This is a genomic window from Alcaligenes faecalis (assembly GCF_002443155.1).
GTDB classification, from domain to species: Bacteria; Pseudomonadota; Gammaproteobacteria; order Burkholderiales; family Burkholderiaceae_B; genus Alcaligenes; species Alcaligenes faecalis.
In genome coordinates, this window is sequence record NZ_CP023667.1 from 67,765 (window position 1) to 92,543 (window position 24,779).

The window sequence follows — 24,779 nt, forward strand, 5'->3', positions numbered from 1 at the left end:
TGGTGGTCATAGCGTCATCCTTTGTCCATCAGGCTCTGGGTAGAGTCATGCCAGTGCGTGCAGCGTTTGCGGACAAACTCGAACAGCGCATCGCAGGCAATGCCCAGCACGGCCAGCAGCATGATGACTGCATACACCGTGGAGTACTGCGCCATATCCATGGAGGTGAACAGCAGATTGCCTATGCCTTCCTGACGCGCAATCATCTCGGAGGACACCATCACGATCAGGGCCATGACCACCCCGACGCGGCAGCCAATCATGACTTCCGGCAAGGAGGCGGGCAGCACAATCTTGCCTAGACGGGCCAGTGGACCCATGCCCATGGACTGGGCCACCCAGATCAGCTTGGGCTCGATACGGGTTGCGCCGTGATAGCTGTGATAGAGCAACGGCAGGGATACCCCCAGCGCAATGACCAGAATCTTGGAGAAATCCCCCAGACCGAACCACAGCATCAGGATCGGCATCAAGGCCGCTTTAGGCATGGGGTAGGCCAGGGCCACCAAGGGATAGAAGGCGGTATAGACCAGACGGCTGCGACCCATGGCCAGACCCAGCGGCACGGCTACGACCAGCGCCAGGGCATACCCGGCAAACATGCGGCCTACCGACTGCAGGATGGCCGACCAGGCCATCGGGTCACTGATCAGGGCGGGCAACTCCTGCAGGGCTGCCCAGGGGCTGGGAAAGGAATCCAGCCCCACCCAACGGGCCAGCCCTGCCCAGGCCAGCAGCACCAGAATGGCCGCCATGACCAAAGAGGCCCAGCGATGTTCATACCAGTGCTGTGGCGTCATGGGTGGGCCTCCGCCATCAAGGATTGCTCCAGACGAATAATGGTTTCCTGATAGACGGGATTGCGCAGCAGCTCGCTACGGACGCGGGGGCGGGGCAAGTCAATCTCAACCACCTCCTTGATGCGGCCGGGCGAGCCGGTCATGACAATCACGGTATCGGACAGGAAGACGGCCTCGTCCACGCCGTGCGTCACAAATACCACGGTATTGCGCAACTGCTCCCACAAGCTGAGCAGTTCCGTTTGCAGGGTGACGCGCGTATGCGCATCGAGCGCCCCGAAGGGCTCGTCCATCAGCAGGATGTCCGGCTCATAGGCCAGGGTGCGGGCAATGGCCGCGCGCTGACGCATGCCGCCGGACAGCTCACGCGGATAGAAGGAGGCGTAAGGCCCCAGCTTGACCTTGTCCAGCCACTCGCTGGCGCGCTGCTCGGCCTGGTCCTTGGGCATGCCTTGTTCGCGCATGCCGTAGGCTACGTTTCCCAGCACGGTTTTCCAGGGAAACAGGGCGTACTCCTGAAACACCGGGCCCCGGTCTGGACCTGGGCCGGTAATGGGCTTGCCCTTGACGCGGATCTGGCCGCTGGAGCAGGACTCAAAGCCCCCTAACATATAGAGCAGGGTGCTTTTACCGCAGCCGCTGGGTCCCAGAATAGAGACAAATCGCCCTGCCGGAATGCTCAGGGCGATGTCTTGCAGGGCCGTATGGCTGCGGCCGTGCCGGGTGTTAAAGGTTTTACCGACACCATCCAGTTCAATCATGGTGTTGCCTCGCGTAAATCAGCCCGGTAGAAGTCCTGCACGTTCAAGGCTTTTTTCAGGAAACCAGCCTTGTGATAGCGGTCGTAAGTGCCCTGGATGGATTCCAGGTTGGGCTGCATGTCCGGGACGCGGGCAAAGTCCTTGTCGGTGAACAGGTACTGGGCCAGCAAGTCCTTGGGCGCACGGGTGATTTGGGCGGTGACTTCCACGGCCAGCGATGGGTCTTTGCTGAGCATGCCCATGGCGGTCTTCAAGTCCTGCACATAGGCGCGCACCACTTCGGGGTTGGCGTCGCTATAGGATTTGCTGCAGGCTTCGAAAATCTGTACGGATGGGCTGGCCACTTCGGACAGGGAGAACAGCTTTCGCAAGCCGCCTTTCTTTTCGTTCAGCAGGGCAAAGGGCTGGGCCATGGGACCGGCATCAATGCGGCCACTGCGAATGGCGTCGGCGGCAGGCGGAAAGCCCGTTTCAACGATTTTCACGTCCTTGTCCGGGTCAATGCCGTTCTGACGCAGCCACAACAGCATGTCGAAGTACACCCCGGCACCATAGGCATTGGTGCCAATGACCTTGCCTTTCAGGTCCGCCGCGGTTTTGATCGGGCTGTCTTCCTTCACGGCCCAGTAAACAGAGAAGTGATCATCGTCTGAGTGCACGTGCTGGGCCACGATATAGGCTTCCAGACCGCTTTCAATCGCGCCATTGGCCAGCGACATGGGGGCCATGGTGGAGCACTCCAGAACGCCAGCGCGCATAGCCTGCACCATGGGCGAGGTGCCCTGGAACTGGGTCCACTGGATTTGATATTTCTTGCCCAACTGCGGGAACAGCTCGGGGCGCTTGGCCATCAGATACTTGGCTTCCTCACCCGGAATGGTCCAGCCTACCCGCAGGGTGGGGACTTCCTGAGCCTGGCTCAGACCGTGACAGCTCATCAGGGCAAACAGCAACGCAGCGGTTGTTTTCATCGTCGGGCCGCCCCAAGATGAAAAGCGCCCTCTTGGAGGGCAGCAAGCCGAAGGCGCAGCGTGGGAGTCTTTTTTCATTCCTGTGTCTCCTTGGCAAGGTGTTCGGCGCGGGCGGGGGCCAGGCCGATGTGATCCAGCATTCCCAGTACGCGGGCCAGCACATCGCGGCGGTATGCCTGTTGCTGGTCCACCGGGTATTCGTGAAAGCCCTGTCCGCTGCGCAGACCGTTGCGTCCACTTTCCATATAACGGGTGATGATGTCGGGTACGGCGTAGCGTTCCGGGTCCAGGTTCTGCGACAGATACTGTCCGGCGTGATACAGAATGTCGTTGCCGCCATAGTCGATGAACTCCAGTACGCCGATGCTGGCAAAGCGGAAACCCAGGCCGTAGCGGGTGGCTTTATCAATATCAGCCGCACTGGCCACGCCTTCCTCCACCATGCGAGCAGCCTCGTTCATGATCAGGGTTTGCAGACGCGGAACGATGAAACCGGGATGGCAGCCACAGACCACGGGCACTTTGCCGATGGACTCCAGATTGCTTTGCAGACGGCTCAAGGTCTGCTCGCTGGTGCCGGGGTGGGCGCTGATTTCAACCAGGGGGATGAGGAAGGCCGGGTTGAGCCAGTGCGCGTTCAGGAAACGCTCGGGATGGCTCAGCATGGGGGCCAGATCCGAGGCCAGCATGGTGGAGGTGGTGGAGGCGATCAGTGCATCGGGCTGAGCCAGTTCACCGATACGGCCCAAGGCGTCAGTCTTGGCTTCCCGTGTTTCGGGCACGCCTTCGTAAATCAGATCGGCCTGGCCCAGCACTTGCGCGGCTTCGCTCAAGGGGGCGACGCCGATGCAGGCCAGATAGCCGTCGATCTGTTCGGCGGCGAACATGCCCAGGTCGGCCAGCTGTTCCAGCGTGGCACGCAATTCCTGGCGTATTTCGGCTTCCAGACGAGCGCTATCAGCAGGCTGACGGGGTTTGAAATCCAGTAAGGTCACGGCTTGGCCGCGCAGCGCATAGGCCAGGGCGATGCCCCGCCCCATGCGACCTGCGCCCACCGCAACGATACGTTTGATCGGGGCGGGCGCGTTCATCAGGCTCTCCCGGCTTGCAGCATCTCTTGCAGTTGCTCGCGGCTCATCGTGTCCAGACCCAGGCTGGCCAGTGTGCGTTGGCCCTGGCGCAGGTCTTCTCCCACGATGGCACCGGCAATGGCCAGCAAGCCTTTGGTGACGGGGGCGTCTACGCCGGCCCAGTCGGCGACGGAAGCGAAGAAGGCCAGACCCAGCATGGTGTCTTCACGCATGTAGCGGTGTTCGTGCAAGTCGATCTTCTCGCGCCAGTCGCCGCTTTTCACCAGCTTGGCGTGCGAAGAACGGTCGCCATACATCCACTGGTCGTTTTCGTAGTGGTCGGACAGGGGGAAGTGCGGGGCACCGTAGCCCAGCGCTTCACGAATGCGCATGCGCTCGTTGTCCAATTGCGTGGTCACGGCACGTACCGAGGGCTGAGTGCCTTCGTTATGAATATCCCAGGCCGGGAAGTGTTCCAGCGGGCCTGCGTTCATCATGATCAGTGGTGGGTGGATGATGGGGCCGGCATTCATCAGGGCACCGGACAGGGCATCTTCGCAGCGCTCCACGCTGGGGAACACTTTGCCAATCACCTCCAGGGCGTGGTCGGTATTGCGCGCGGGGTACACGCCGGTAGGCAGGCGGGTGGCGCGAGTGGTGATGTTGATGACGGTATCGCCATGCTTGCGGGCCAGCCAGGGCAGGGTGCCGGTTTCCGCCCAGCTGACATCGGCCTTGTTGCCGGTGCCACGCACGATCTCGCTCATGATGAAGGAGCCAAAGGTGCCCGGTGGCAGGAATACGACCTGGCCGTCGGTCAGGTGGGGGGCCATGACGCGGGCAATATCGGTTTGTGCAATGGCGGGCGAAGGAATCAGTACCAGGTCGGCACCGGCGATCGCCTCGCCAATATCCGCGCAGACTTTGGCAATGGGGATGTCACGCTCGCCTGCTTCGTCTTTCAGTGTCATGACTGGACGGTCCAGCAAGGGCTGCAGCTGAGCCGTGTCGCGACGCCACAAACGTACTTCGTGACCCTGTTCGCTCAAGTCTGCCGCTGCTGCGTAACAACCGTGCCCGCCACCTAATACCGCTACCTTCATATTCGTCTCCAATCTCTTTTTTTGATTTCTATGCACTTGCATATAAATACAGACTAAAAGATGTTGAGGCCTAAAACAAGAGGACGAATGGGGGGAGTTACCCTAGGGCGGGAAAACTTGGATATGAAGGGAAAAGACGCAGAGTGCGCGCAGGAAAAAAGCGCCTAAGCCGCGCCGCAGGCCAGTTCCAGGGCGCGCAGGGTGGCTTGTGCCAGCACATGGCCGTGACCGGCTCCGGGCAGCACATGCAGATTGGCCTGCATGCCTTGAGCTTGCAAGTGTGCTTGCAGTTTTTGCATGGTGGGCAGGGTAGGCACACCATTTTTGCGTCCTTCCGGTCCTGCTGCCTGAGCGCTAAGCGGATACCAGGCCTCGGAGGCACCGGCCAGAATATCCACCTGTACCGGCTTGCCCAACTGCTCCAGCAAAGTCCAGATCAGGGGATCGCGCCACCACAAGGACGGGCTGGCGCACAGGTAGTGCTGGATGGGCAGGCTGTGCTGGCTAAGGGCATACAGCACGAACAGACCGGCGTAGGAATGGCCGTACAGGCTGATGCGCGAACGGGTCAGCGCGGGTTCTACTCGTTGGGCCAAGGCCAGAGCCATGCGCACTTGTTCGACCATGGCGGGTGCGCCACCGGCTTGCCACTTGGCAATGCGCGGATCTTCCCATAGGCCGCCGTCCGGGCCGGGCGGGGTGTAGTCCAGGGCGCGATAACGGGTGATCTGATCGCGATCGCCTTGATAGCCCAGCGACAGAATCGCGCAGTGCTGCAAGGCGGGGTGGCCGCTTTCTTCCAGCAGGGGCAAGGTCCACTGACCATCAAGCAGGCACAGCAAAGGCAGAGGGCCTTGTGCAGGCTTTCCGTCCGGCAGGCGCAGCAAGACGTGATGGGGATGGCCGCCCGCAGGCGGTAGTTCCAGTGGAATCAGACGAGACATGAAGGCTTAGGAGGCGGGCTTCAGATCAATCATGTAGGTGCCTTCCATGGGCACGGTCAGAAAGCGCTGGTTCACCTCTTCCAGCGTTTTCAAGGCCGAGACCCCTTCAAAACGATCCGGGTGAATCCAGGTTGCCAAGGCCTCAATGAAAATCATGTGCAAAGGCGAGTCGTTGAAGGCGTGCCAGATGCCGTGGCTATTGCCGCTGCGCACGGCTGGCAAGGCTTGCAGGCGGTTGCCATCGATAATGGCTTGCAAGCTTTTACGGGCCTGTTCTTCGCTGACGCCTGTGCCAATGGCCAATCCACCGGAGGTGGTGCGCTTGCCTGCGCCTGTGCCCGTGGCCACATAGACCACAGGGGCGCGGGAGTGGATGTACTCAAAGTTCAGCTTGCCGGTGGAGCTTTTCAGAACGTCCGCGCCAATATTGTGACCGCCTGCATAACGGATCATGTCGTTGAAGGTGCCTGCACCGGGAGAGTTGCAGCAGTCTGTGCTGCCTGCATGGGCGTGCACGAACACAGGCGGGTGATCTTCCTTGGGGAGATCGGCCAGTCGCTGGGCCACGCCTTGCATGTGTTCTTCGTAGAACTGAATGAATTCGTCGGTGCGTTCTTTCTCGCCCACGGCGTAACCCAATGCGCGCAGGCTGGGCACGGTGTTTTCCAAGGGGTTCACAAAGAAGTCGATCACGATGACTGGCACTTTGGCGGCAGTCAGGCGCTGGATCAGGGCCGAGTCGCGCGTGTCCTGACCGGGAGTCAGGCCCGCAAAGGCGGCAGTCAGTACCACCAGGTCGGGGCGCAGGGCCAGAGCTTGCTCAACCGAGAAGGTGTCTGCCGTATGGCGACCTACAACGGGGATTTTGGCCAGTTGCGGGTAGCGCTTCAGATAGGTTTCGTATTCGTTGGAGAAAGATGTTTTGAACTCGTCCGACCAGCCTGCAATCAGGTTGGCAGGCTCGGGATGCACCAAAGCCAGCACTGGAAAATGTCGCGCCTGGGTCAGCACAATGCGTTTGGCCGGGCCGGGCAGGGTGACGGTACGACCCATGGCATCGGTAACTTCGATGGGCTGGGCTTGCACACCCAAAGGCAAGAGCAAGGTCAGCGACAACAGCAGGTGGCGCAGGATGTTCATGGGTTCTCCGAAGGTCACAGCACAGGCTCTTGCAGCCCGTCGATAATGATTTGCAAGGTGCCTTGCGAGCAACTTTCCACGCGGGCGCGTACGCCATAAGCCTGGGCCAGCGAGGTGGGGGTAATGACTTTGGACGGTTCCCCTTGCGCCAGCAGACCGCCGCCTTCAATCATCAGCGCATAGTCGCTGTGGCGCAGGGCCACGTTCAGGTCATGCAGCACGATCAGGGTGATCAGATTATTGTCGTGCGTTTCCTGGGCCAGCAAATCCATCACGTGGAATTGATAGTTCAGGTCCAGGGCAGACAAGGGTTCATCCAGCAGCAGCAAAGTGGGCTTGCGTATCAGGGCTTGTGCCAGGCCCACCAGCTGTTTCTGGCCGCCCGAGAGCTGGTCCAGATAGTGCATGGACAAGTGCGCAATGCCCAGGCGTTGCAGGATGTGCATGATGTGCTCATGGTCCACATCGCGGGCACGGCCGCCGGGGGCCGAGGCATTGGCCGCCACCAGCACGGATTCAAACACACGCAGATGGACTGAGGCGGGCAGGGACTGGGGCAGGTACACCACTTTTTGGGCGCGCTGCTCGAAACTGACGCCGCTCAGCTCCTGGCCGTCCAGCAAGATCTTGCCGGTGGTGGGCTTGAGCAACCCTGCCAGGGACTTGAGCAGGGTGGATTTGCCGCTGCCGTTGGGGCCCAGCAAAGCCACCAGCTGACCTGGCTGCAAAGGCTCGATGGTCAGCTTGGACAGGATTTCGCGTTTGCCGTAAGACAGGCTCAGGTCGTGGACTTCAAGCATGGTTCACTTTATTTGGCGGCGCAGCACAACGCCCAGGAAGAAGGGCACACCCACCAGCGAGGTGACAATGCCGACCGGGATGATGATGCCCGGCACAATGTTTTTCGAGGCAATCGAGGCCAGCGACAGAATCACCCCACCGACCAGCGCACTGCCGGGCAGGTAGAAACGGTGGTCTTCACCAAACAGGCGGCGGGCAATATGCGGTGCAATCAGGCCCACAAAGCCAATCGTGCCCACAAAGGAGACGGCCAGCGCGGCCAGCAAGCTGATGCGCAGCAAGGACACCAGACGCAGGCGCGAGACATTGATACCAAAGCTGGTCGCACGGTCTTCACCCAGGCGCAGCGCGGTCAGTTTCCAGGTATCGCGCAGGGAAAGCGGCAGAATCAGCGCAAAGACCGCCAGCATGATGCCGACCTTGCCCCAGGACGAGCGCGACAGGCTGCCCATGGTCCAGAACACCAGCCCTTGCAGGGCTTCGGCGCTGGCCACAAACTGTACCAGCGAAACCAGTGCATTGAAGGAGAACACCAGCGCAATGCCAAACAGCACCAGATTGGCGGTGCTCATGGCGCCCCAGCGGGCGACCGCGTCCAGCAGCATGGCGGACAGCAGGGCGAAAATAAAGGCGTTGGCGGCAATGGTCCAGGCTTGCGGAATGCCGGGAATCGACAGGTCCAGCACAATGGCCAGGGACGCGCCAAACGCCGCTGCCGAGGAAATCCCCAAGGTAAAGGGGCTGGCCAGTGGGTTGTTCAGGATAGTCTGCATTTCCGCGCCGGACAGGCCTAGCGCCAAACCAATGGCCATGGCCATCAGGGCATAAGGCAGGCGGATTTCCCAGACGATGACGCGGGTGGTTGGGTCGGACTGTTCCGGGTTGAACAGAGCGTGGCTCAGTTCTCCCAGGTTAAGGCCCGACGGTCCCAACATGAAGTCGGCCACAATCGAGGCCAAAATCACAAGAACCAGCGCACCTACCAGGAGCCAGCGACGTCTGAGGATGTGTTGATAGTCGGCCAGAGCAGGGGCCGGAACAGCGGATGTGGACATTAAGTGTCTGAATGATAACCGTTTACATAGAAAGAAAGTATAGTTCATTGGCTAGGGTCTGTTAACTCTAAAAGCAGTCTGCTTTCGGCAGGCTGTTCGTGCTTGTAGACCTTGGCCTTTGGCGTCCTTACCGCGATTCTTTTATGCAGCTTGAACATCTGGATTTTCTTTCCCCTTTGGGCCGACAGTATCGTCTGACTTTGGCCTGGCCGGACACGCCAGCGCCTGCGGATGGCTGGCCATTGCTGTGTGTGCTTGATCTACCGCAATTTGAAGCGGTGCTGGCCACCTGTGAAAAGCAGACTCCACAAGCCTGTGCCGTGCTGGGGATAGGTTATGGCGGTGAAGTCTGGCGCGATCAGGACTTCACGCCTGCGCTGAATGGAGAAGCAGGTCACGCGCCGGATTTTCTGGCCATGATGCAGGACGTGTTCTTGCCCTGGGCCTACGCACAAGCGCCCTTGAATGCGCAGCGGCGTTTGCTCTGCGGCCATTCCCTGGGAGGCCTGTTTGCCTTGCAACTGCTGTATCAGCAGCCGGAATTGTTCGATGCGCTGGTGGTGTCCAGCCCCTCGGTCTGGTGGGGGGAGGGCTATCTGGCTCGATTGCTGGCTCAACCCTTGCCTAAAGCTGCCTTGACGATGCCCGTACAGTTCTCCGTTGGCGAGTTCGAGCAAAGCCTGGGCCCGGCAGAAGAAGCCATGCCTGAGGACAAGCGCGAGCTGCGTCGTCTGCGTTTGCAAAAGCGCCGCATGGTGGATGGCACCCGCGAACTGGCGCAGGCTTTGGCGCAGCAACAAGGTGGTGAGCCGCGTTTTCGCATCGTGCCGGGCTGTAATCACAGTCAGTCCGGTTTGGCCGCTTTGCCGCAAGCTTGTCTGGAATGGTTGGCTGAGTAGTCCTGTGTCTTCTTGCCCACAAAGACGTGCAGCACGGTGATTGCCTGTATCCTCTGAACGTCCCCGAGCAGACCCGTATAATGCTGCTCATGCTTGCTTGAACCGGCTTTTCTGCCTTTCTCGTTCTCTTCTTCCCGTATTTTCAGGTCCCCGCCCTATGGCTGCGCGTCGCGCTTCGTCTGTTTCCGATTCTCCCGTCCCCACTCAAGCGGGCTTGCTGCTCCATCCCCAATGGCTGGATTATCCGCGTCTGGAAGGTGTGGCTCGTCAGGTCGCCAAGAAGGCGCGTTTTCAGGACCGGGCAGGCATACGGCGCGTATGGCTGAAAGCCTGGCGCTTGCCGCAGGATGCCGCTTTTTTCAATCAGATCATCGCTGCCGAACTGGGCTTGAAGGATGCGGACCAGCGCCTGGAGTCCCAAGGGGTGCCTGAGGTTGTGATTCGTACCCTGCGTCTGCTCTATCAAATGAGTGCAGACAAGCTGGAGGCGGATGTTTATGAAGCCCTGCGCGAGCAACTGCTTGAACAGCGCGGTCAATTGGCCGGAGCGATTGCCTCCCAGTCCTTGCCCTTAAGCGAGAACTGGCCCGACGCCGAACGCGGCCCGCGCTTGCAGGCTTTGGTGCAGGCCTGGCAGTCCTTGCCCCTGGCACAAACCTATCTATGGCAGTTGCAGGCCGAACAGCGTGACCGCGAGCAACGTAGTCAGCGCTGGGAACAGGCTCAGAAAGAACGTGAACAAGCGCGCCAAAAAGAAAAAACCGACAAGCAGCGCAAGTTCGATCAAGCCCAGGAGCGTTTGACAGCCTGGCTGCAAGAGCAAGGTTGCGAGCCGCAGCGCATCACCCTGGAGGCCTTTGAGGGCCTGCAAGCCGGTGAGCCTGCCCACTGGTTCATGACCGTGTATGGCCGCAATGCCAGCGCCGCTGTCTTGACTCAGGAATTCAAGCTGGATGCCGAGCAGCAGGAGTTTCTGCTGCAAGCCCAGGCACAACGTCAGGAACGTCAGCGCGAGCAACGCCAGCAGCGTTGGGCCTGGGAGCAGGAGTGCATAGGCTCGGAAGAGACCATGGCCTTGCTGGGTATTACCCGGCAGGAGTACGAGCTGTGGCTTGCCGATCGCCGTTTGCCCAGTACCAAGCTGGAAGTGCGTGGCGGCCGTGACCGTGTTGCCCATCATCCGGATTTGCTGGTGGCCATTGACCAGAACCAGATTGAGCAATGGCGCGAGCAACACGCCAGCACCTTGAGCAATCGTGAGCGTGCGCAGTACCAGCGAGCGGCTGACCGCGCCCGCACGCAATGGCGTCAGCAACAAGTGCTGAACCAGATCAAGAAGCAAGAAGAGTGCGATTACGAAATTGACCCGGAAGATCCACTGCGCCTGTGGTGGCACAAGGATTTGTGGCTGGCGGTGAATGTGCCCGTAGCGGGCGAGCGTCAGCACTGGCGCGCCAATGTTCGTATGCAGGCCGCCGTGCCTTTGCCGCGTACCGGCTCGGAGCTGGATCGATTGCCTGCTCGTGTTTCGGTCTTGTTCAACACGGCAGCTCAAAACCGTCTGTCCCAGCGTCTGGAAGATTCGCTGGATGCGTTTTTGCAAACCCAGCGCCCTCTGATTGATGGCTCGTCCTTTCTGGAGTTGGCCAAAGCCTTGCGCATGGCTCTGGAAGAGGGTATCGAGCAAAAGGAAATCGAGGCCGGGGACTTTGAAAAACGTCTGCTCAATGGCCCGGTGCGTCGCATCCTGGAAAGTGTGGAGCAGCAGCGCGCTCAAGATCTGATGCGCCTGGGCGATTTCCCGGAAATGTTCAGCCTGGCCCGAGGCATTCGCCGCCATCTGGTGTTCCGTTTGGGCCCGACCAACTCGGGCAAGACGCATGAGGCCCTGGAAGCTTTGATGGAAGCCCGATCGGGCGTGTATCTGGCCCCGCTGCGACTGCTGGCCATGGAAGTGCGTGACCGCCTGATGAATGCTGGTATCCCTTGCAATTTGGTGACGGGCGAAGAGCGCGTGATGGTGCCCGGTGCCCAGCACACCGCCTGCACGGTCGAGATGATGGACCCCACGATGGAAGTGCGTGTGGCCGTCCTGGACGAGATTCAAATGCTGCAAGACGAGCAGCGTGGCTGGGCCTGGACGGCAGCCTTGGTCGGTGTTCCGGCCCGTACCCTGTTTGTCTGTGGTGATGCTTCGGTCTTGCGTCCGTGCGAGCGTCTGGTGCGCTCCATGGAGGAGACCATGGAGCTGGAATTTACCGAACGTAAAACTCCCCTGGAGGTCATGCCTTACCCAGTGGAGCCGCCACGAGCAACAGGCAAGCAAGGGCGACATGAAGCGCCGTGGCGGGGGCGCAAAGATCGTCAGCGTGAAGCTCAGGGTGTTTCCAAAGGCGACGCGGTGGTGGCCTTTACCCGTAAGGACGTACTGACGCTCAGTGCCCGCTACCGTGCCCAAGGCTGGAAAGTCGCCACCATTTACGGCGCGCTGGCTCCGGAAGTACGCCGCACCGAGTCCGAGCGCTTTTCTCAAGGCGAGGCCGATGTGCTGGTGGCCACCGATGCGATTGGCATGGGCTTGAACCTGCCGATTCGCCGCGTTTTGTTCTCTACGGTTCACAAGTTCGACGGCCGCTCCATGCGCGCCCTGAACGCCACTGAAGTACGCCAGATTGCCGGACGGGCAGGCCGCTACGGTCTGTACCCCAAAGGCTATGTGGGAGCGATGGACAAGCAGGACTTGAACCATATCCGTACCCAATTGCAGAGCGATGCTCCCAGTGTGGATTTGCGCTTGCCCATTGCACCCAGCCCCGAGCACGTGCAGGCGCTGGCGTCCTTATTGGATAACAACAATATTGGCGCGGTGCTCCAGTACTTTGCGCAGAAAGTGGCTTCTGATAGCCCCTTGTTCCAGACAGCGGGCTTGAAAGACGCCATCGAGTTGGGCTTTTGTGTAGACCGTCTGGCCCCCAAGCTGGAGTTGCGTGAGAAGTTCACCTTTGCCTGTGCGCCGGTGTCCGTGGACAAGGATACGGAGCTGGATTACTTCAAGCGTTGCCTGTCAGCCTACGTGGCGCAACGCCCCATGGCCTTGCCACCGGCGCCGTCCTGGTTGAAATCCGCCAGTCCCTCTCGTCTGGAAGATGCCGAATTGCTGAGCAAGCAGATCAGCCTCTATGCCTGGTTCAGCATGAAGTTCCCGCAAGTGTTTGACCAGGGCCCCTGGTTGCCGGAAGTGCGCTCCCAGGTCAGCCGCTTTATTGAGCGCAGTCTGCTGCACCAAAGCGGTTTCGGGCAGACCAGCCGCGAGGCTTTCGGGACGCCATCGCCGGGCCGACGCTGATTCGTTTTAACTCGTTTGCTACCGGATTGGACCGAACGGAAACGGGCTGCGTCGATCCGGTTTATATCGTTTGATACACTATGCCCTGTGCGGACGTGTCCGTACGGTCCGGTTAAGGGGTACCATGCCCCTATCCCTGCGCCGATTCTGGCGCCCTCCCTGTTTTCCAAAGCTATCTATGAATTACCGCAAGCTGACCTTGGTGTTGGCGGCGTTGGCGATGCTGGGGCCTTTTGCTACCGATGCCTATCTGCCGTCATTTCACCGTATCGGTGTTGAATTTTCCGTTGACCAGTCAATGGTTCAGCAGACTTTAAGTCTGTATCTGTTTGGTTTTGCCTTCATGAGCCTGTTCTGGGGCATGTTGTCCGACAGTTTCGGGCGACGTCCCGTGATTCTGGCCTCCCTGATCCTGTTCCTGATCGGGTCCGTGGGCTCGGCGCTGGCCCCCAGCTTTTCCTGGCTGTTGTTTTTTCGTTTGATCCAGGGCTGTTCGGCTGGTGCAGGGCGGGTCGTCGGTCAGGCCCTGGCGCGCGACTGTGTGCAAGGGGTGCAGGCCCAGCGCTTGTTTGCCCACATCACCATGGTGTTCAGTTTGGCGCCCGCGCTCGCTCCGGTAATGGGAGGCTATTTAAGCAGCTATTCGGGTTGGCGTTCTGTGTTCTGGATGCTGACCGTGCTGAGCGTCGGCCTGATCGCGCTGTGCTGGCGGCAACTGCCTGAAACCTTGCCCGTGGCTTCACGCCAGCCCTTGAAACTGTGGGTGATTCTGGCCAATTATGCACGCGCCTTGAGCAATGGCCGCTTCGTGCTGGCGATCTCTGCCATTGCCTGTGCGTTTGGCGGCTTTGCCTTGTACATTTCGTCCGCGGCCAGCTTTGTAATTGGTGTGCTGGGCCTGACAGAAACCGCCTTTGCCTGGCTGTTCCTGCCCTTCATTGGCGGTATGCTGGGTGGCTCCATCCTGAATGCCCGCTTTGCCGAGAAGCTGGCTCCGGCACGCATGATTCGTCTGGGCCTGTCCCTTATGCTGGCTGGCGCGACGTTCAACACCGTATACAACTTGCTGTTCCAGGCTGAAGTGCCATGGGCCGTGATGCCGATTTTTGTGTACGCCTTTGGCATGTCCATGGCTTTGCCGGGCATGACGGTGGTGACCTTGGGCACCTTCCCCACCATGCGCGGCCTGGCCTCCTCGGTACAAAGTGCCTGGCAAATGCTCTTGTTTGCCACCGTGTCCGGGGTGGTGGCCCCGCTGCTGTTCGACAGCGGCTTGTTGTTGGCCTTGGGCATGTTGTGTGCGGCGGCCTTGTCGGCCGGGTTCTGGTGGTGCAGCCAGTTCCGCTCCAAATCTACCGAGGCGTCCGCTTAAGCGACATCAAGAGCGGGTGTTGCTGTCAGCGCCTGCGCTTTGAGCGATAGCCGGACTGTTTTTCTGAGCGCCACTGCCATCCGCAGTGGCGTTTTTGTTTTCAGCCGCCGCAGGCACGGAAGGGGTAAACCATTGCACCAAGCCCATGCCGACCAAAATCAGCAGCACGCCCGCGATGCGTCCCATATGTACAGGGCGCGGGGTCAGGCCCATCAAGCCGTAGTGGTCGATCAGCATGGAACTGAGCATTTGACCGGCTACGACACAAACAATAAAACTGGCCGCGCCCATGTGTGGCGTCAGAATCAGGGCGGCGCTGATGTAAATGACGCCGCCAATCCCCCCCGTCCATACCCACCAGGGGGCGTGCGCCAGTTGCGCGGTCAGGGGAGCGGGGGCGCGCATCAGCCAGATTGTTGGCAGCACCAGGGCCGCACTGATACAGAGCGAGACCAGCGTGGCCCAGAGCGGATGCCCCAGGACTTTACCCAGAACGGCATTGCTGGCGGCTTGAAATGGCACGGCCGAGCCGGCAAAGACAGCTACCAACATACTGAACAAAGCGGTACCGGGCATGAGCGCATCTCCATAAGAATCAAAGCTCTATCTTGCACTATTCGCGATTCTTATTGAAATTAATAGTGTGCACAGTCATTATTCGTTCTATGGATGAGCTACGCCGTATAGACCTGAATTTGATGTTGAGCCTGCATGCCTTGTTGACCGAACAGCATGTGACGCGGGCCGCCTTGCGCCTGCACAAAAGCCAGCCTGCCGTAAGCCACGCCTTGGCGCATTTGCGCCAGGTGTTCAACGATCCCTTGCTGATACGCCGCGGCTCCCGGCTGGAGCTGACCGCGCTGGCCTTGCAATTGCAGCGCCCTCTGGAACAGGCTTTGCAGCAGCTAAATGGCCTGTTGGATACAGGCGGGTTTGATCCGGCCAGCGAACAGCGCGAGTTTCGTCTTGCCATGTCGGACTATGGTGCACAAATCGTTTTGCCTCCTTTGATGCGTTGTCTGCGTCGTGAGGCTCCAGGGATTCGCCTGGCGGTTAGCCAGGCCAGCCGGGAAGCCATGTTGGCCCAGCTGCGTGATGGCGAGATTGATCTGGCCCTGGGCGTGTTCTCGGAAATTCCGGCCAGTTTGCAAGCGCAGACCTTGTTTGAAGAACATCTGATCTGTATTGCGGATCGGGCCAGTCTGGCCAAGGGGCAGGCTCCTGCTCTGGAGGAGTGGTTGCAGCGTCCGCATGTGCTGCTGGCCATGCGTCCGGGTGGGGAAAGCGAGGTCGACAATGTCTTGAACCGGCGCGGACTTAAACGGCAGATCGTGCTGTCCTTGCCGCATTGGAGTGCTGCTGCTCAGGTATTGGCGGGTACGGATCTGATTTTGACGGTTTCCAGCCGCAGTGCCGAGCATCTGCGCGAGCAGGCTGAACTGGTGTTTTTCCAGCCGCCGCTGCCGGTTCCCTCGGTATCCTTTCAGCAAGTCTGGCATAGCCGTCGCCACCTTGATCCAGCCCATGCCTGGCTGCGCCAGCAGTTGATGCAGTGCTGTTAACCCCGGTCTTTACCCTTTATGACTGCCTGTCGCTTGACGATAGGGCCTGCAGTTTCCGACAATTTATGTTTGCTCTTGAAGATCAGCTTTTATCCGTTTAAACGGTTGGATAAAACGTTTTGGATTGCGATTGTCAGTCCTTGTGTAGTGCTTTTTGAATTGATTGTTGATGAACCCTGCTAATGCCTTGAATCTGGATGAAGACACCTTGCACAAGGAGGCACGAGCCTGGGTCAGCCGCCTGAAAACGTCCTCGCTGACCTCTCGTCAGGCCCGGGAACTGCGCCGCTGGTGTGGGCGCAGTCCTTCGCACGCCTCCGCTTTTGCGCACGCGCGCGAAATGTGGGATGCCATGCCCCAAGATCGTGAAGAGTGGCTGCGCGAAGCCAAGTTGATGAAAAAGCGCGGCCACCAGCCTGTGCGCCGTGCCTTGCTGGGCGGTTTGCTGGTGGGCGGCGGTGTGTATCTGGTCGCCAAACCCCCCATGCAGCTATGGCCTTCGCTGGCCGATTTGCGCGCCGACTACCGCACGGGGGCCGGTGAGCTGCGGCGCGTGCAGTTGCTGGACCATGTCTGGCTGGATATGAATACACGCAGTCGCCTGAATGTCAGCGACGACCCGCATCTGGGCCGCATTGTGGCTCTGCTCGATGGCGAAGTGGAGGTGCGCCAGTCCGAGCGCTCGGCCTCGGTCTGTACGGTGTTTGCCGGCGCTGGCTCCATTCAGACCTTTAATGGCCGTACCAATATTCGCTATCTGGACGGCAAAACCGAAGTTACTTGTTTGTCCGGCAGTGCTCAGGTGGATTTTGGTGGGCAAGGCTATCGTTTGGGTGCCGGGGAGCAACTGGTGTATGGACGCCATGCCATCAGTTCGGTACAGACGGTGGCGGCGGAGGATTTCCCGTCCTGGCGTCAGGGCCGTCTGACTTTTCATGAGCAGCCTTTGTCGCGGGTGCTGGCCGAGCTGAACCGCTATTGGGCAGGGCATCTGATCCTGCGTGACGCAAGCTTGGGGTCTGTCCTGGTCAGCTTTGCCGTCAACCTGGACAACTTGCCCGAGGTGCTGGACATTTTGCAGCAGTTATACGGCGTGGCGGTGATGCGCTTGCCGGGTGGAATCGCTCTTTTAAGCCGAGCCTGATTGAAAAAGGCCCGCTGTGACGCGGGCCTTTTCTTTTACTCTTGTGGCTGCTCAGGTTCCTGCAAGCGGCTGACGTGTACCGTTGCAATACGACGCTGGCTGACTTCGGTAATCTCGAAGCGCAAGCCGTCTGCTTCAACAACTGTACCCACTTTGGGCAGGGAGTCCAGACGTTCCAGCAAGAAGCCGGCCACGGAGTTAAAGCTGCTGTCCTTCAGAAGCAGATCGTCCGCCTCCACCGCCTGGGCCAGCAGGAGCAAATCTATGCTGCCGTCTACCTGCCACAGATTGGGGCCAATCTGCTGAATGGCGGGCTGTTCGTCCTCGTCGGGGAACTCACCGGCAATGGCTTCCAGAATGTCGATAGGCGTCAGCAAGCCTTCAATCGCACCGTACTCGTCGGTAACCAGCACAAACTGGCCATTGGACTGCTTGAGCATGGCAATGGCGCTGAGCACATCGGTGTGCTCGTGCACGATGATGGGTTCGCGCAGGTCGGGCCATGACTTCACCTCGGGGTGGTCGTCCAGATCCGCCAGCAAGTCCTTGGCACGCGCTACACCCACCACCTGGTCCAGATCGCCCTGACACACAGGCAAGAAACTGTGCGGGGTAGAGCGCAATTGCTGGCGCAAGGTGTCGGTGGAATCCTCGATGTTGAGCCAGGTAATTTCCTGACGAGGGGTCATCAGGGAACGGATAGGGCGTTCTGCCAGGCTGAGCACACCGCTGACCATATTGCGTTCTTCGGTGCGGAAAGCCTGCTCGTCCAGTTCCAGCTGACCATCACTGCTGCTGTCGTCCTTGTCCTCATTCTTGCGGTTGCTCAGCATGCGCAGCACGGCTTCGGCCGTACGGTCACGCAAAGGTCGGCGCGATTGTGAACGCTGCAGGCTGCGGCGGGCAATCTGGTTGAAGAACTCGATCAGGATGGAGAAGCCAATGGCCGCGTACAGATAGCCCTTGGGAATCTTGAAGCCCAGGCCTTCGGCGGTCAGTGTCAGACCAATCATCAGCAGGAAGCTCAGGCACAGCACCACCACGGTGGGGTGGTTGTTCACGAAGGTGGTCAGTGGCTTGGAGGCCCAGATCATCAGCGCAATCGAGATAATGACGGCTGCCATCATGACGGGCAGTTGATCCACCATACCCACGGCAGTAATGACGGCATCCAGCGAGAACACGGCGTCCAGCACCACAATTTGGGCTACCACCACGCCAAAGCTGGCATAGGCCTTGTTGGTGCTGGAGTGATGGTCGCCGCCTTCCAGACGCTCATGCAGTTCGCTGGTGGCCTTGAACAGCAGGAACAAGCCGCCCAGCAGCAGGATCAGGTCGCGGCCCGAGAAGCTCAGCGGTCCGATGGAGAATAGCGGCGTGGTCAGGGTGACCAGCCAGGAGACGATAGTCAGCAGACCCAGGCGCATGATCAGCGCCAGAGACAGGCCGATCAGACGAGCACGGTCGCGCTGATGCGGAGGGAGTTTATCGGCCAGAATCGCGATAAAGATCAGGTTGTCGATGCCGAGAACAATCTCCAGCACCACCAGAGTTAATAAGCCGACCCAGATGCTGGGATCGAGTAGCCATTCCATGATGTTGTCCTGTTAGACAGATAAATAAGTGCAAAAAAGCAAAGAGGCAGGGCGCTGCAGCGCGTCAGGGATCAGACGCGGGGCGGGCGGTGCTCCGGGGCGAATTCGCAACAAATAGCGGGCAGGGAATAAGGCGGGCAAGCCGAGGGCCAGGCATGCAGCCAAAAAGACTGAACCGGGCAGGGCAAAGGTGTGTCTGCGTGATCGGCGTACTGTTGCATGGGCGTGTGCGCCAGAATGGCGCTGAGCTGCTGCAAAGGATGGCTCCCGGGTTTGACACGGTGTTCCGCAGGCTCGGCCGCATGGGATTCGTGTTGAACGAATAAAGCGGACTGACCACCTTGCACAGTGGCGTGGTAGTGAGAGCTGTAAGCCTGCAGGGGAAGGATCAGAAGTAAGACGACGACGAACCAGCGTCTCATAGTGTCTAAGGGAAGTCTGTGACGGGTCAGTATATCGTATGCGGGCAAGTTCAAGGCAAGTGCCAGATCAAGTTCTGCATGCCGGCAGCAAGCGTCAAGCCTGGCCGCTCGTGAAAGAGCCCCGTGCGGGCATAGAGGGGATATTCATCCCAGGCAGCCAAATCGGCCCTGATCAAAGTCGGCCAGAGCCTGGGTAATTTCCTGTTGTGTATTCATCACAAAAGGGCCGTAGGCCTGGACGGGTTCATTGATGGGCTCGCCGCCCAGCAAGAGCAAGCGGGTGTCGTTGTGGGCCTCCAGTGCAATGTGCTGCCCTTCCTGTTCCAGCAATACGACCTGGCTTGGGCGGGCCAGGGTTTGCTGGTTCACCTGTACGGCACCATTGAGCACCAGCAAGCTGCTGTTCCAGCCCTCAGGCACCTGGAAGCAGGCTTGATGTCCGGCTTTGATCTGTATGTCCCACAAAAGCAGCGGGCTGTGGTGATGGGCAGCGCCAGGCTGTTCCTGATACTGACCCGCTATGACACGAATCGTGCCGGATTCTTCTGGCAGGGCACGAACGGGAATCTGCGTCTTGGACAAATGCTGCTGGCTAGGAGCCCGGGATTTTGCACGGGCAGGCAGATTTACCCATAACTGCACCATTTCCCATGGACCGCCCTGGCGGGCGAATTGCTCGGAATGACGGGCCTGATACAAGAGACCGGAGGCTGCACTTAGCCAGTGCACATCGCCGGGCTCCAGAATGCCGCTCTGGCCGGTAGAGTCGCGATATTCAAGCTCGCCCTGATACACCAGGGTGACGGTTTCAAAGCCACGTTGGGCAGAACCATGCACTTTGCGTCGTCGACTGTGGGGTGAGTAGTGGGTGGGAGCGGCGTAATTCAGACGTAAAAAGGGGCTGTGCCGGTCTGCGTGATCCTGATGGCTGAACAAAGTACGCGCCGCCAGACCATCGTCGCCCCCCAGGGACGGACAGGGATTCAGGATGCTGGCGACTTTTTTCATGGCACAGGTTCCGCTTAAAAAACGCATGCCTTCAAGGATAGGGGCCAAATCCCGCCATGATTAGCCCCTGCCAGTGCAAAACTGTATTGCTGGGGCGGGCTGGACGAATGTGAGCAATTAGTAACCAAATTAACAAACGTAATCTTCCTGAGCGCGCTAGCATTAGCGCACTTTGTTACGTAGAGAGTGGAATGGGGCAGGCTTTTCAGGCCTTGAGCGTCTGGCAGGTGATGGGCGTGGGCTTATTGTTCTTCGGCGGTATTTACGTGCTGTTCGCACTGGGCACCTTGGCGCTGACACATTGGCTGTTTCCTGCCTTGGGTTGGGGACGCCCTCTGGACACGCGCCCTTTGCGTCCCGGCCAGTTGCGTCGGGAACTGAAGCAGTCCGCTACGGCCATCCTTATTTTCGGCACAGGCATGATTTTCCCCTGGGGATTCTTGCAGCTGGGCTGGGCGCATTTGACGCCCGATGCCAGCGCGACCCGTATTGCCCTGGAAATTCTGGCTCTGGTGATCTGGAACGATGTGCACTTCTGGATCAATCATCGTCTCTTGCATACTCGCTGGTTGCGCCGCTATCACGGCCCGCACCATTCTTCCGTGGTGGTGACACCGTTTTCCACCTACAGCTTTCACCCGCTGGAGTCGATCATGCTAGGCAATGTGATCTTGCTGCCCATGGTCGTGCATGACTTCAGTTTCTGGTCGCTCTTGTCCGTGCCTCTGTTCAGCCTGTTTTTCAACAGCATCGGCCATTCCAATTACGACTTTTTCCCCATGGTCTCCAGCCGCAACTGGCTGGCAGCCAGCCGTCGTCACCAGCGCCATCACGCGCACTACAACGGGAATTACGGTTTTCAGTTCAGCTTCATGGATCGCCTGTTTGGCACCCGTTTGCCTGATCGCCCCGAGGAGGCGCGGGGATGAGCGCTGCGTGGCGTTTGCGCCAGCCGCGCGATTGGCAAAGCCTGCTGTACCTGATTGCCTATCCTGTGCTGGTGGTCGCGCTGTGGCGTGGCGGTTTCTCCTGGATTCTGTACGGCTTGCTGCTGTTCCTGACGCTGGGCATAGGCGTCATCAACCACAACCATCATCACCTGCGCATGTGGCGGGGGCGTCTCCCCAATCGCTTGACGGATTTCTGGCTGACCATGGTACAAGGCCATCCCGCTTGCGTGTTCTGGCCTGCGCATGGGCGTAATCACCATCGCTATAAACATGGTGAGAAAGACGTGGCCCGCACCTACCGTTTCTGGCGGGGTGACACCAACGACACGCTGGGCTGGCTGATGCACCCCTTTGAGGCCGTGCCTGCGCTGTACCCCACGATTTTTGGATGGCTGGGCAGCTTGCGCCGGCATTGGCCGGGCGTCTGGGCCTATTGCATGGCGCAGTATGGTGTGTGGCTGGCTAGCTGGACGCTGGCCCTGGCGCTGGACCCGGTGAAAGGTTTCTTGTACGTCATCCTGCCGCAGCTGCACGGTTTGCACTGGCTGCTGACTACGAATTATCTGCAACATGCTCATGCCGACGGCAGTCATGAGGGCCGACATGGCGAGCAACTGGCCTATGCCCGCAATTTCGAGGGCCTGGTCAATCCCTTGCTTTTTAATATTGGCCTGCATGTGGCTCACCATGAACATTCTCGCGCGCACTGGTCCGAGCTGACCCGGCTGCACGACACCGAATACCGAGCCCGCACCCCGGACGCCTTGAACGAAGGGGGGCTGGTGCCTTATATGCTGCGTGTTTTTGTGCTGGGCCTGTTTGTGCCCCGCTACCGCAGTCAATCCTTGAACGCCGTGGGCCAGACGGAGCGTCGGCGTGATTCCGTGTAATCAGGAGTATTTCTATGCCCGTGGCCTTTGAGCACGTTGTTATCCATCAGGCCCAATGGTTCATGCCCGGTGAGCCGGTCGATAACACCGCCATGGATAACTTTATTGCCCCCTTGAATCGTATTTCGGGGCGTATCAAGCAGCGCATTCTGGCCGAGAACGGCATTCAGCAGCGCTACTACGCCATTGGTGAAGATGGCAGTACGCGCTGGAGCAATACGGCCATGGCCGCCAATGCCATCCGCAGTTGCCTGGAGCAGGCGGGTTTGGACATGGGCGATATCGGTCTGCTGGCCAGCGGCTCGTCGGGTGGGGATTTGCTGATGCCCGGTTTTGCCAACGCGATTCAGGGTGAACTGGCGGCTCCCCCGCTGGAAGTGCATTCCGTACACGGGATTTGCGCTGCGGGTGTCACGGCTTTGCAGACGGTGGCCCAAGGTATTGAGCTTGGAGCGCATCGTCATGGCATGGCCGTAGCCAGTGAAATGCCTTCGCGCCTGTTCCGTCGTTCGCGGTTTGCATCGCAGGATTATCAGGCAGACTTTGATGCGCATTTCTTGCGCTGGATGCTGTCCGATGGCGCGGGTGCGGCCTTGCTCAGCCACCAGGATCAGGTGCTGCCCACTACGCAGCCCGGTGTGCGTTTGCGCCTGCGCTGGATTCATCAGAAATCCTTCTCCGGTGACTACCCCGTTTGCATGCAGCTAGGTGCGGCACGCGATTCCACCCGCAGCCACCTGGATTACGACTCCTGGGCCGACGCCGAGCAGGCCGGTGCCTTGTCCTTGCGCCAGGACATTCGCCTGCTGCCGCACTTGTTCGACATCGGTATTCACGAGTACGTGAAACTGGTGCGCGATGGCTGGGTCGACCCCGAGCGCATCAGCCACTTCCTGTGCCATTACTCGTCCGAAAAATTCATCCCCGTGGTGGCCGATCTGCTGGAACAGGCTGGCCTGGGCATTCCCGCCGAGCGTTGGTACAGCAATCTGCGCTGGCGCGGCAATACGGGCGCGGCATCCATTCTGATCATGCTGGCCGAGTTCATGCGTGACCGGACCTTGACGCCGGGCGAGCAGGTCCTGTGCTACGTGCCCGAGTCGGGCCGCTTCATGACGGCCTATATGCTGCTGGAAGTGGAAGCCTGCGATGCACCGGCCCCCGCCGTGTCCTACCCGTCTGCCAAGCAAACGGTCGCTGCGTCCTCCGATCAGGTGGATATTGCTCCCCCGCATGACCCCGCCACTGCCCCGCAAGGCTTGCGTGATCTGCTGACGCAATTGGCTCCCATCTGGCACGACTATCGCTCCCAGGTGTGGCGCACCCCTTTGTTGCGCAGCCTGCACGATGGCTCGATTCGCATACAGGACTATCAAAAGTGGATGGCAGACTGGATTCCCCAAGTGCGCGAAGGGGCCAAGTGGATGCGCGAAGCCTGCGACTCCCTGTCGCCCGCCTACGCACCGCTGGCCGAGCTGATACGTCTGCACGCGGGCGAAGAACAGGACGACTTCAAGATTCTGTTCGAGGATTATCAACATGCAGGTGGCACCGCGACCGAGATCGAGCAACTGAGCCGTAATCCTGGCGGTCAGGCCCTGAACTCCTACCTGCATGCTCTGGCGGCCAGCCAGGACCCGATTGGCTTGCTGGGCGCCATTTATATTATCGAAGGCACCGGCCAGCGCATTGTGCCCGCCTTGCTGCCCCTGTTGAAATCCTCGCTGTCGCTGGAACCGAATATGTACCGTTTCCTGCACTATCACGGCATGAACGACGAGCATCACCTGGCCCGTTGGCTGGTGGCGGTGGAGCTGGCTCTGGATTGCGACGAAACAGGCCGCGCCGAGCAGATTATTATTGAAACCGCACGCCGTACCGCCGCCCTGTACCTGATGCAGTTCCAATACGCGAAAGAGTTTTAAGTCATGGATCAAATCCCGGATTTTTTAAGCAAGCCGCATGACCCGCAGGACCCCAATCCCTGGCGGGCCCTGTATCTGGATCGCAGCACGCCTTTGCCTGATGAAGTGAAGCAGGCCTGGCTGGCCGATTCCAGCTCTTCGTCACGCCAGTATTTGCTGCCGTTCTTGCGGCCACTGGCACGCTTGATGATTGTGCTGATTCAGATTGTTAAAACCTTTTTGCCGCGTAAATGGTCGCACTCGGGCCTGTTGCATCGCATTCTGGTGTGGGGCCTGAAGCGCTTTGTTTCGCCCCAGGCCAACTGGCTGATTCTGCGTCACTTTCATCTGGGTTCACAGGTGCTGGCTTTTATTGCCGCCAACTCGCCCACCAAGGTGCCGACCACGCCGCTGACGCCCATGAACATCGACGAATTGCGCGATCACACCTTTGTGAAGCACGATTTGAATCTGTTCAATTTCGTGATCCGGCTCAATCAAACCTTGCGGGACAATAATCAGGAAATCGGCCCACCGGAGCGGGTGGACTTCTCCATGATTCAGCCCGTGCCCCTGGCGCTGGACGATATGCCGCAAGGCCTGCTGAACAAGATGGACCTGCAAAGCGCCATTGAACTGTTCACGCCCTTGTACCAGCTGCTGCTGACCGATAACGACTTCTGGCGTGCAGCCAATTCCTTGCAGCTGGACGAGACGATCGGGATTTACGCCGCCAAGATTTTGCAGGCGCCCGAGCATCTGATTCTGGTGAACAATGGCCACCCTCTGGTGCCCATGTCGACCTTGCGAGCAGGCTACCGACTGGTGCTGCACGGCTTGTCGACAGAGATGCTGCATAGCCTGCTGAATCAGATGAAGCAGGCGCAAGCGCAGCAGGATAGCGGGCAAGCGCCAGACCTGGCGCAAGACAATAGCGCAGCGTCGCCTGAAGTGTGAGGTAGAAAAAACGGCTCAATAATGAGCCGTTTTTCTATTGGGCATACGGCCCACATCCAGTCATGCTGATCGCCTTCTGGCAATT

Annotated in this window: 22 protein-coding genes; 9 read left to right on the top strand and 13 right to left on the bottom strand. The window is 59.5% G+C overall.

The window, feature by feature from the left end:
• Positions 1–14: 14 nt before the first annotated feature.
• The 9 genes from CPY64_RS00320 to CPY64_RS00360 all read right to left on the bottom strand — a co-directional run bounded on the left by CPY64_RS00320 (position 15) and on the right by CPY64_RS00360 (position 8,645).
• Positions 15–800 carry an ABC transporter permease gene (locus tag CPY64_RS00320; RefSeq protein WP_042488602.1) on the bottom strand — a complete coding sequence of 262 codons (786 nt, stop codon included), beginning with the start codon at positions 798–800 and terminating at the stop codon, positions 15–17.
• Positions 797–1,561 carry an ABC transporter ATP-binding protein gene (locus CPY64_RS00325; RefSeq protein WP_042488599.1) on the bottom strand — a complete coding sequence of 255 codons (765 nt, stop codon included), beginning with the start codon at positions 1,559–1,561 and terminating at the stop codon, positions 797–799. The genes CPY64_RS00320 and CPY64_RS00325 overlap by 4 nt, the downstream gene beginning before the upstream one ends.
• Positions 1,558–2,532 (bottom strand): ABC transporter substrate-binding protein, encoded by a 975-nt coding sequence (locus CPY64_RS00330; protein ID WP_042488596.1) that lies wholly within the window; start codon positions 2,530–2,532, stop codon positions 1,558–1,560. The genes CPY64_RS00325 and CPY64_RS00330 overlap by 4 nt, the downstream gene beginning before the upstream one ends.
• Before the next feature lie 74 nt (positions 2,533–2,606).
• The gene (locus CPY64_RS00335; RefSeq protein ID WP_042488593.1) at positions 2,607–3,623 is read right to left on the bottom strand and encodes a 3-hydroxybutyryl-CoA dehydrogenase; all 1,017 of its coding nucleotides are present in this window, start codon (positions 3,621–3,623) and stop codon (positions 2,607–2,609) included.
• Positions 3,623–4,705 (bottom strand): NAD/NADP-dependent octopine/nopaline dehydrogenase family protein, encoded by a 1,083-nt coding sequence (locus CPY64_RS00340; RefSeq protein ID WP_042488590.1) that lies wholly within the window; start codon positions 4,703–4,705, stop codon positions 3,623–3,625. The genes CPY64_RS00335 and CPY64_RS00340 overlap by 1 nt, the downstream gene beginning before the upstream one ends.
• Before the next feature lie 164 nt (positions 4,706–4,869).
• Entirely contained in the window at positions 4,870–5,649 is a 780-nt protein-coding gene (locus CPY64_RS00345; protein WP_042488588.1) for an alpha/beta hydrolase, read from the bottom strand.
• A gap of 6 nt (positions 5,650–5,655) precedes the next feature.
• A complete protein-coding gene (locus CPY64_RS00350; protein WP_042488584.1) occupies positions 5,656–6,789 on the bottom strand; it encodes an ABC transporter substrate-binding protein in 1,134 nt (377 codons plus the stop codon).
• Positions 6,790–6,803: 14 nt separating this feature from the next.
• The gene (locus CPY64_RS00355; RefSeq protein WP_042488581.1) at positions 6,804–7,589 is read right to left on the bottom strand and encodes an ABC transporter ATP-binding protein; all 786 of its coding nucleotides are present in this window, start codon (positions 7,587–7,589) and stop codon (positions 6,804–6,806) included.
• A gap of 3 nt (positions 7,590–7,592) precedes the next feature.
• Positions 7,593–8,645 carry a FecCD family ABC transporter permease gene (locus CPY64_RS00360; RefSeq protein WP_042488579.1) on the bottom strand — a complete coding sequence of 351 codons (1,053 nt, stop codon included), beginning with the start codon at positions 8,643–8,645 and terminating at the stop codon, positions 7,593–7,595.
• A gap of 143 nt (positions 8,646–8,788) precedes the next feature.
• Between CPY64_RS00360 and CPY64_RS00365 the strand changes: the two genes are divergently transcribed.
• The 3 genes from CPY64_RS00365 to CPY64_RS00375 all read left to right on the top strand — a co-directional run bounded on the left by CPY64_RS00365 (position 8,789) and on the right by CPY64_RS00375 (position 14,262).
• Entirely contained in the window at positions 8,789–9,544 is a 756-nt protein-coding gene (locus tag CPY64_RS00365; RefSeq protein WP_042488578.1) for an alpha/beta hydrolase, read from the top strand.
• 157 nt (positions 9,545–9,701) lie between these two features.
• The gene (locus CPY64_RS19140; RefSeq protein WP_226791444.1) at positions 9,702–12,890 is read left to right on the top strand and encodes an SUV3 family DEAD/DEAH box RNA helicase; all 3,189 of its coding nucleotides are present in this window, start codon (positions 9,702–9,704) and stop codon (positions 12,888–12,890) included.
• Positions 12,891–13,068: 178 nt separating this feature from the next.
• Positions 13,069–14,262 (top strand): multidrug effflux MFS transporter, encoded by a 1,194-nt coding sequence (locus CPY64_RS00375; protein WP_042488575.1) that lies wholly within the window; start codon positions 13,069–13,071, stop codon positions 14,260–14,262.
• A 6-nt stretch (positions 14,263–14,268) separates the two neighbouring features.
• Here the strand turns inward: CPY64_RS00375 and CPY64_RS00380 are convergent, their stop codons facing one another.
• Positions 14,269–14,838, bottom strand: a complete 570-nt coding sequence (locus CPY64_RS00380; protein WP_042488573.1) for a DMT family transporter — start codon at positions 14,836–14,838, stop codon at positions 14,269–14,271.
• Between the two features lie 89 nt (positions 14,839–14,927).
• Here CPY64_RS00380 and CPY64_RS00385 point away from each other — a divergent pair, with 89 nt between their 5' ends.
• Together CPY64_RS00385 and CPY64_RS00390 are read left to right on the top strand one after the other, a co-directional pair.
• The gene (locus CPY64_RS00385; RefSeq protein WP_042488571.1) at positions 14,928–15,824 is read left to right on the top strand and encodes a LysR family transcriptional regulator; all 897 of its coding nucleotides are present in this window, start codon (positions 14,928–14,930) and stop codon (positions 15,822–15,824) included.
• Between the two features lie 169 nt (positions 15,825–15,993).
• Positions 15,994–16,968 carry a FecR family protein gene (locus tag CPY64_RS00390; protein ID WP_042488569.1) on the top strand — a complete coding sequence of 325 codons (975 nt, stop codon included), beginning with the start codon at positions 15,994–15,996 and terminating at the stop codon, positions 16,966–16,968.
• A gap of 35 nt (positions 16,969–17,003) precedes the next feature.
• Here the strand turns inward: CPY64_RS00390 and CPY64_RS00395 are convergent, their stop codons facing one another.
• The 3 genes from CPY64_RS00395 to CPY64_RS00405 form a co-directional block, all read right to left on the bottom strand.
• Positions 17,004–18,563, bottom strand: coding sequence for a TerC family protein (locus CPY64_RS00395; protein ID WP_042488566.1), 1,560 nt, complete (start codon positions 18,561–18,563; stop codon positions 17,004–17,006).
• Positions 18,564–18,634: 71 nt separating this feature from the next.
• The gene (locus tag CPY64_RS00400; RefSeq protein ID WP_123794700.1) at positions 18,635–18,985 is read right to left on the bottom strand and encodes a hypothetical protein; all 351 of its coding nucleotides are present in this window, start codon (positions 18,983–18,985) and stop codon (positions 18,635–18,637) included.
• 144 nt (positions 18,986–19,129) lie between these two features.
• Positions 19,130–19,993, bottom strand: a complete 864-nt coding sequence (locus CPY64_RS00405) for a pirin family protein (protein ID WP_042488560.1) — start codon at positions 19,991–19,993, stop codon at positions 19,130–19,132.
• Positions 19,994–20,184: 191 nt separating this feature from the next.
• Here CPY64_RS00405 and CPY64_RS00410 point away from each other — a divergent pair, with 191 nt between their 5' ends.
• From CPY64_RS00410 to CPY64_RS00425, 4 genes are read left to right on the top strand one after another with little or no spacing between them, the layout of a single operon-like run.
• The gene (locus tag CPY64_RS00410) at positions 20,185–20,922 is read left to right on the top strand and encodes a sterol desaturase family protein (RefSeq protein WP_042488556.1); all 738 of its coding nucleotides are present in this window, start codon (positions 20,185–20,187) and stop codon (positions 20,920–20,922) included.
• Entirely contained in the window at positions 20,919–21,833 is a 915-nt protein-coding gene (locus tag CPY64_RS00415) for a fatty acid desaturase (protein ID WP_042488551.1), read from the top strand. The genes CPY64_RS00410 and CPY64_RS00415 overlap by 4 nt, the downstream gene beginning before the upstream one ends.
• Before the next feature lie 14 nt (positions 21,834–21,847).
• Positions 21,848–23,758 carry a beta-ketoacyl-ACP synthase III gene (locus tag CPY64_RS00420; RefSeq protein ID WP_042488549.1) on the top strand — a complete coding sequence of 637 codons (1,911 nt, stop codon included), beginning with the start codon at positions 21,848–21,850 and terminating at the stop codon, positions 23,756–23,758.
• A gap of 3 nt (positions 23,759–23,761) precedes the next feature.
• The gene (locus CPY64_RS00425) at positions 23,762–24,694 is read left to right on the top strand and encodes a DUF6999 family protein (protein WP_042488546.1); all 933 of its coding nucleotides are present in this window, start codon (positions 23,762–23,764) and stop codon (positions 24,692–24,694) included.
• Positions 24,695–24,779: the final 85 nt, after the last annotated feature.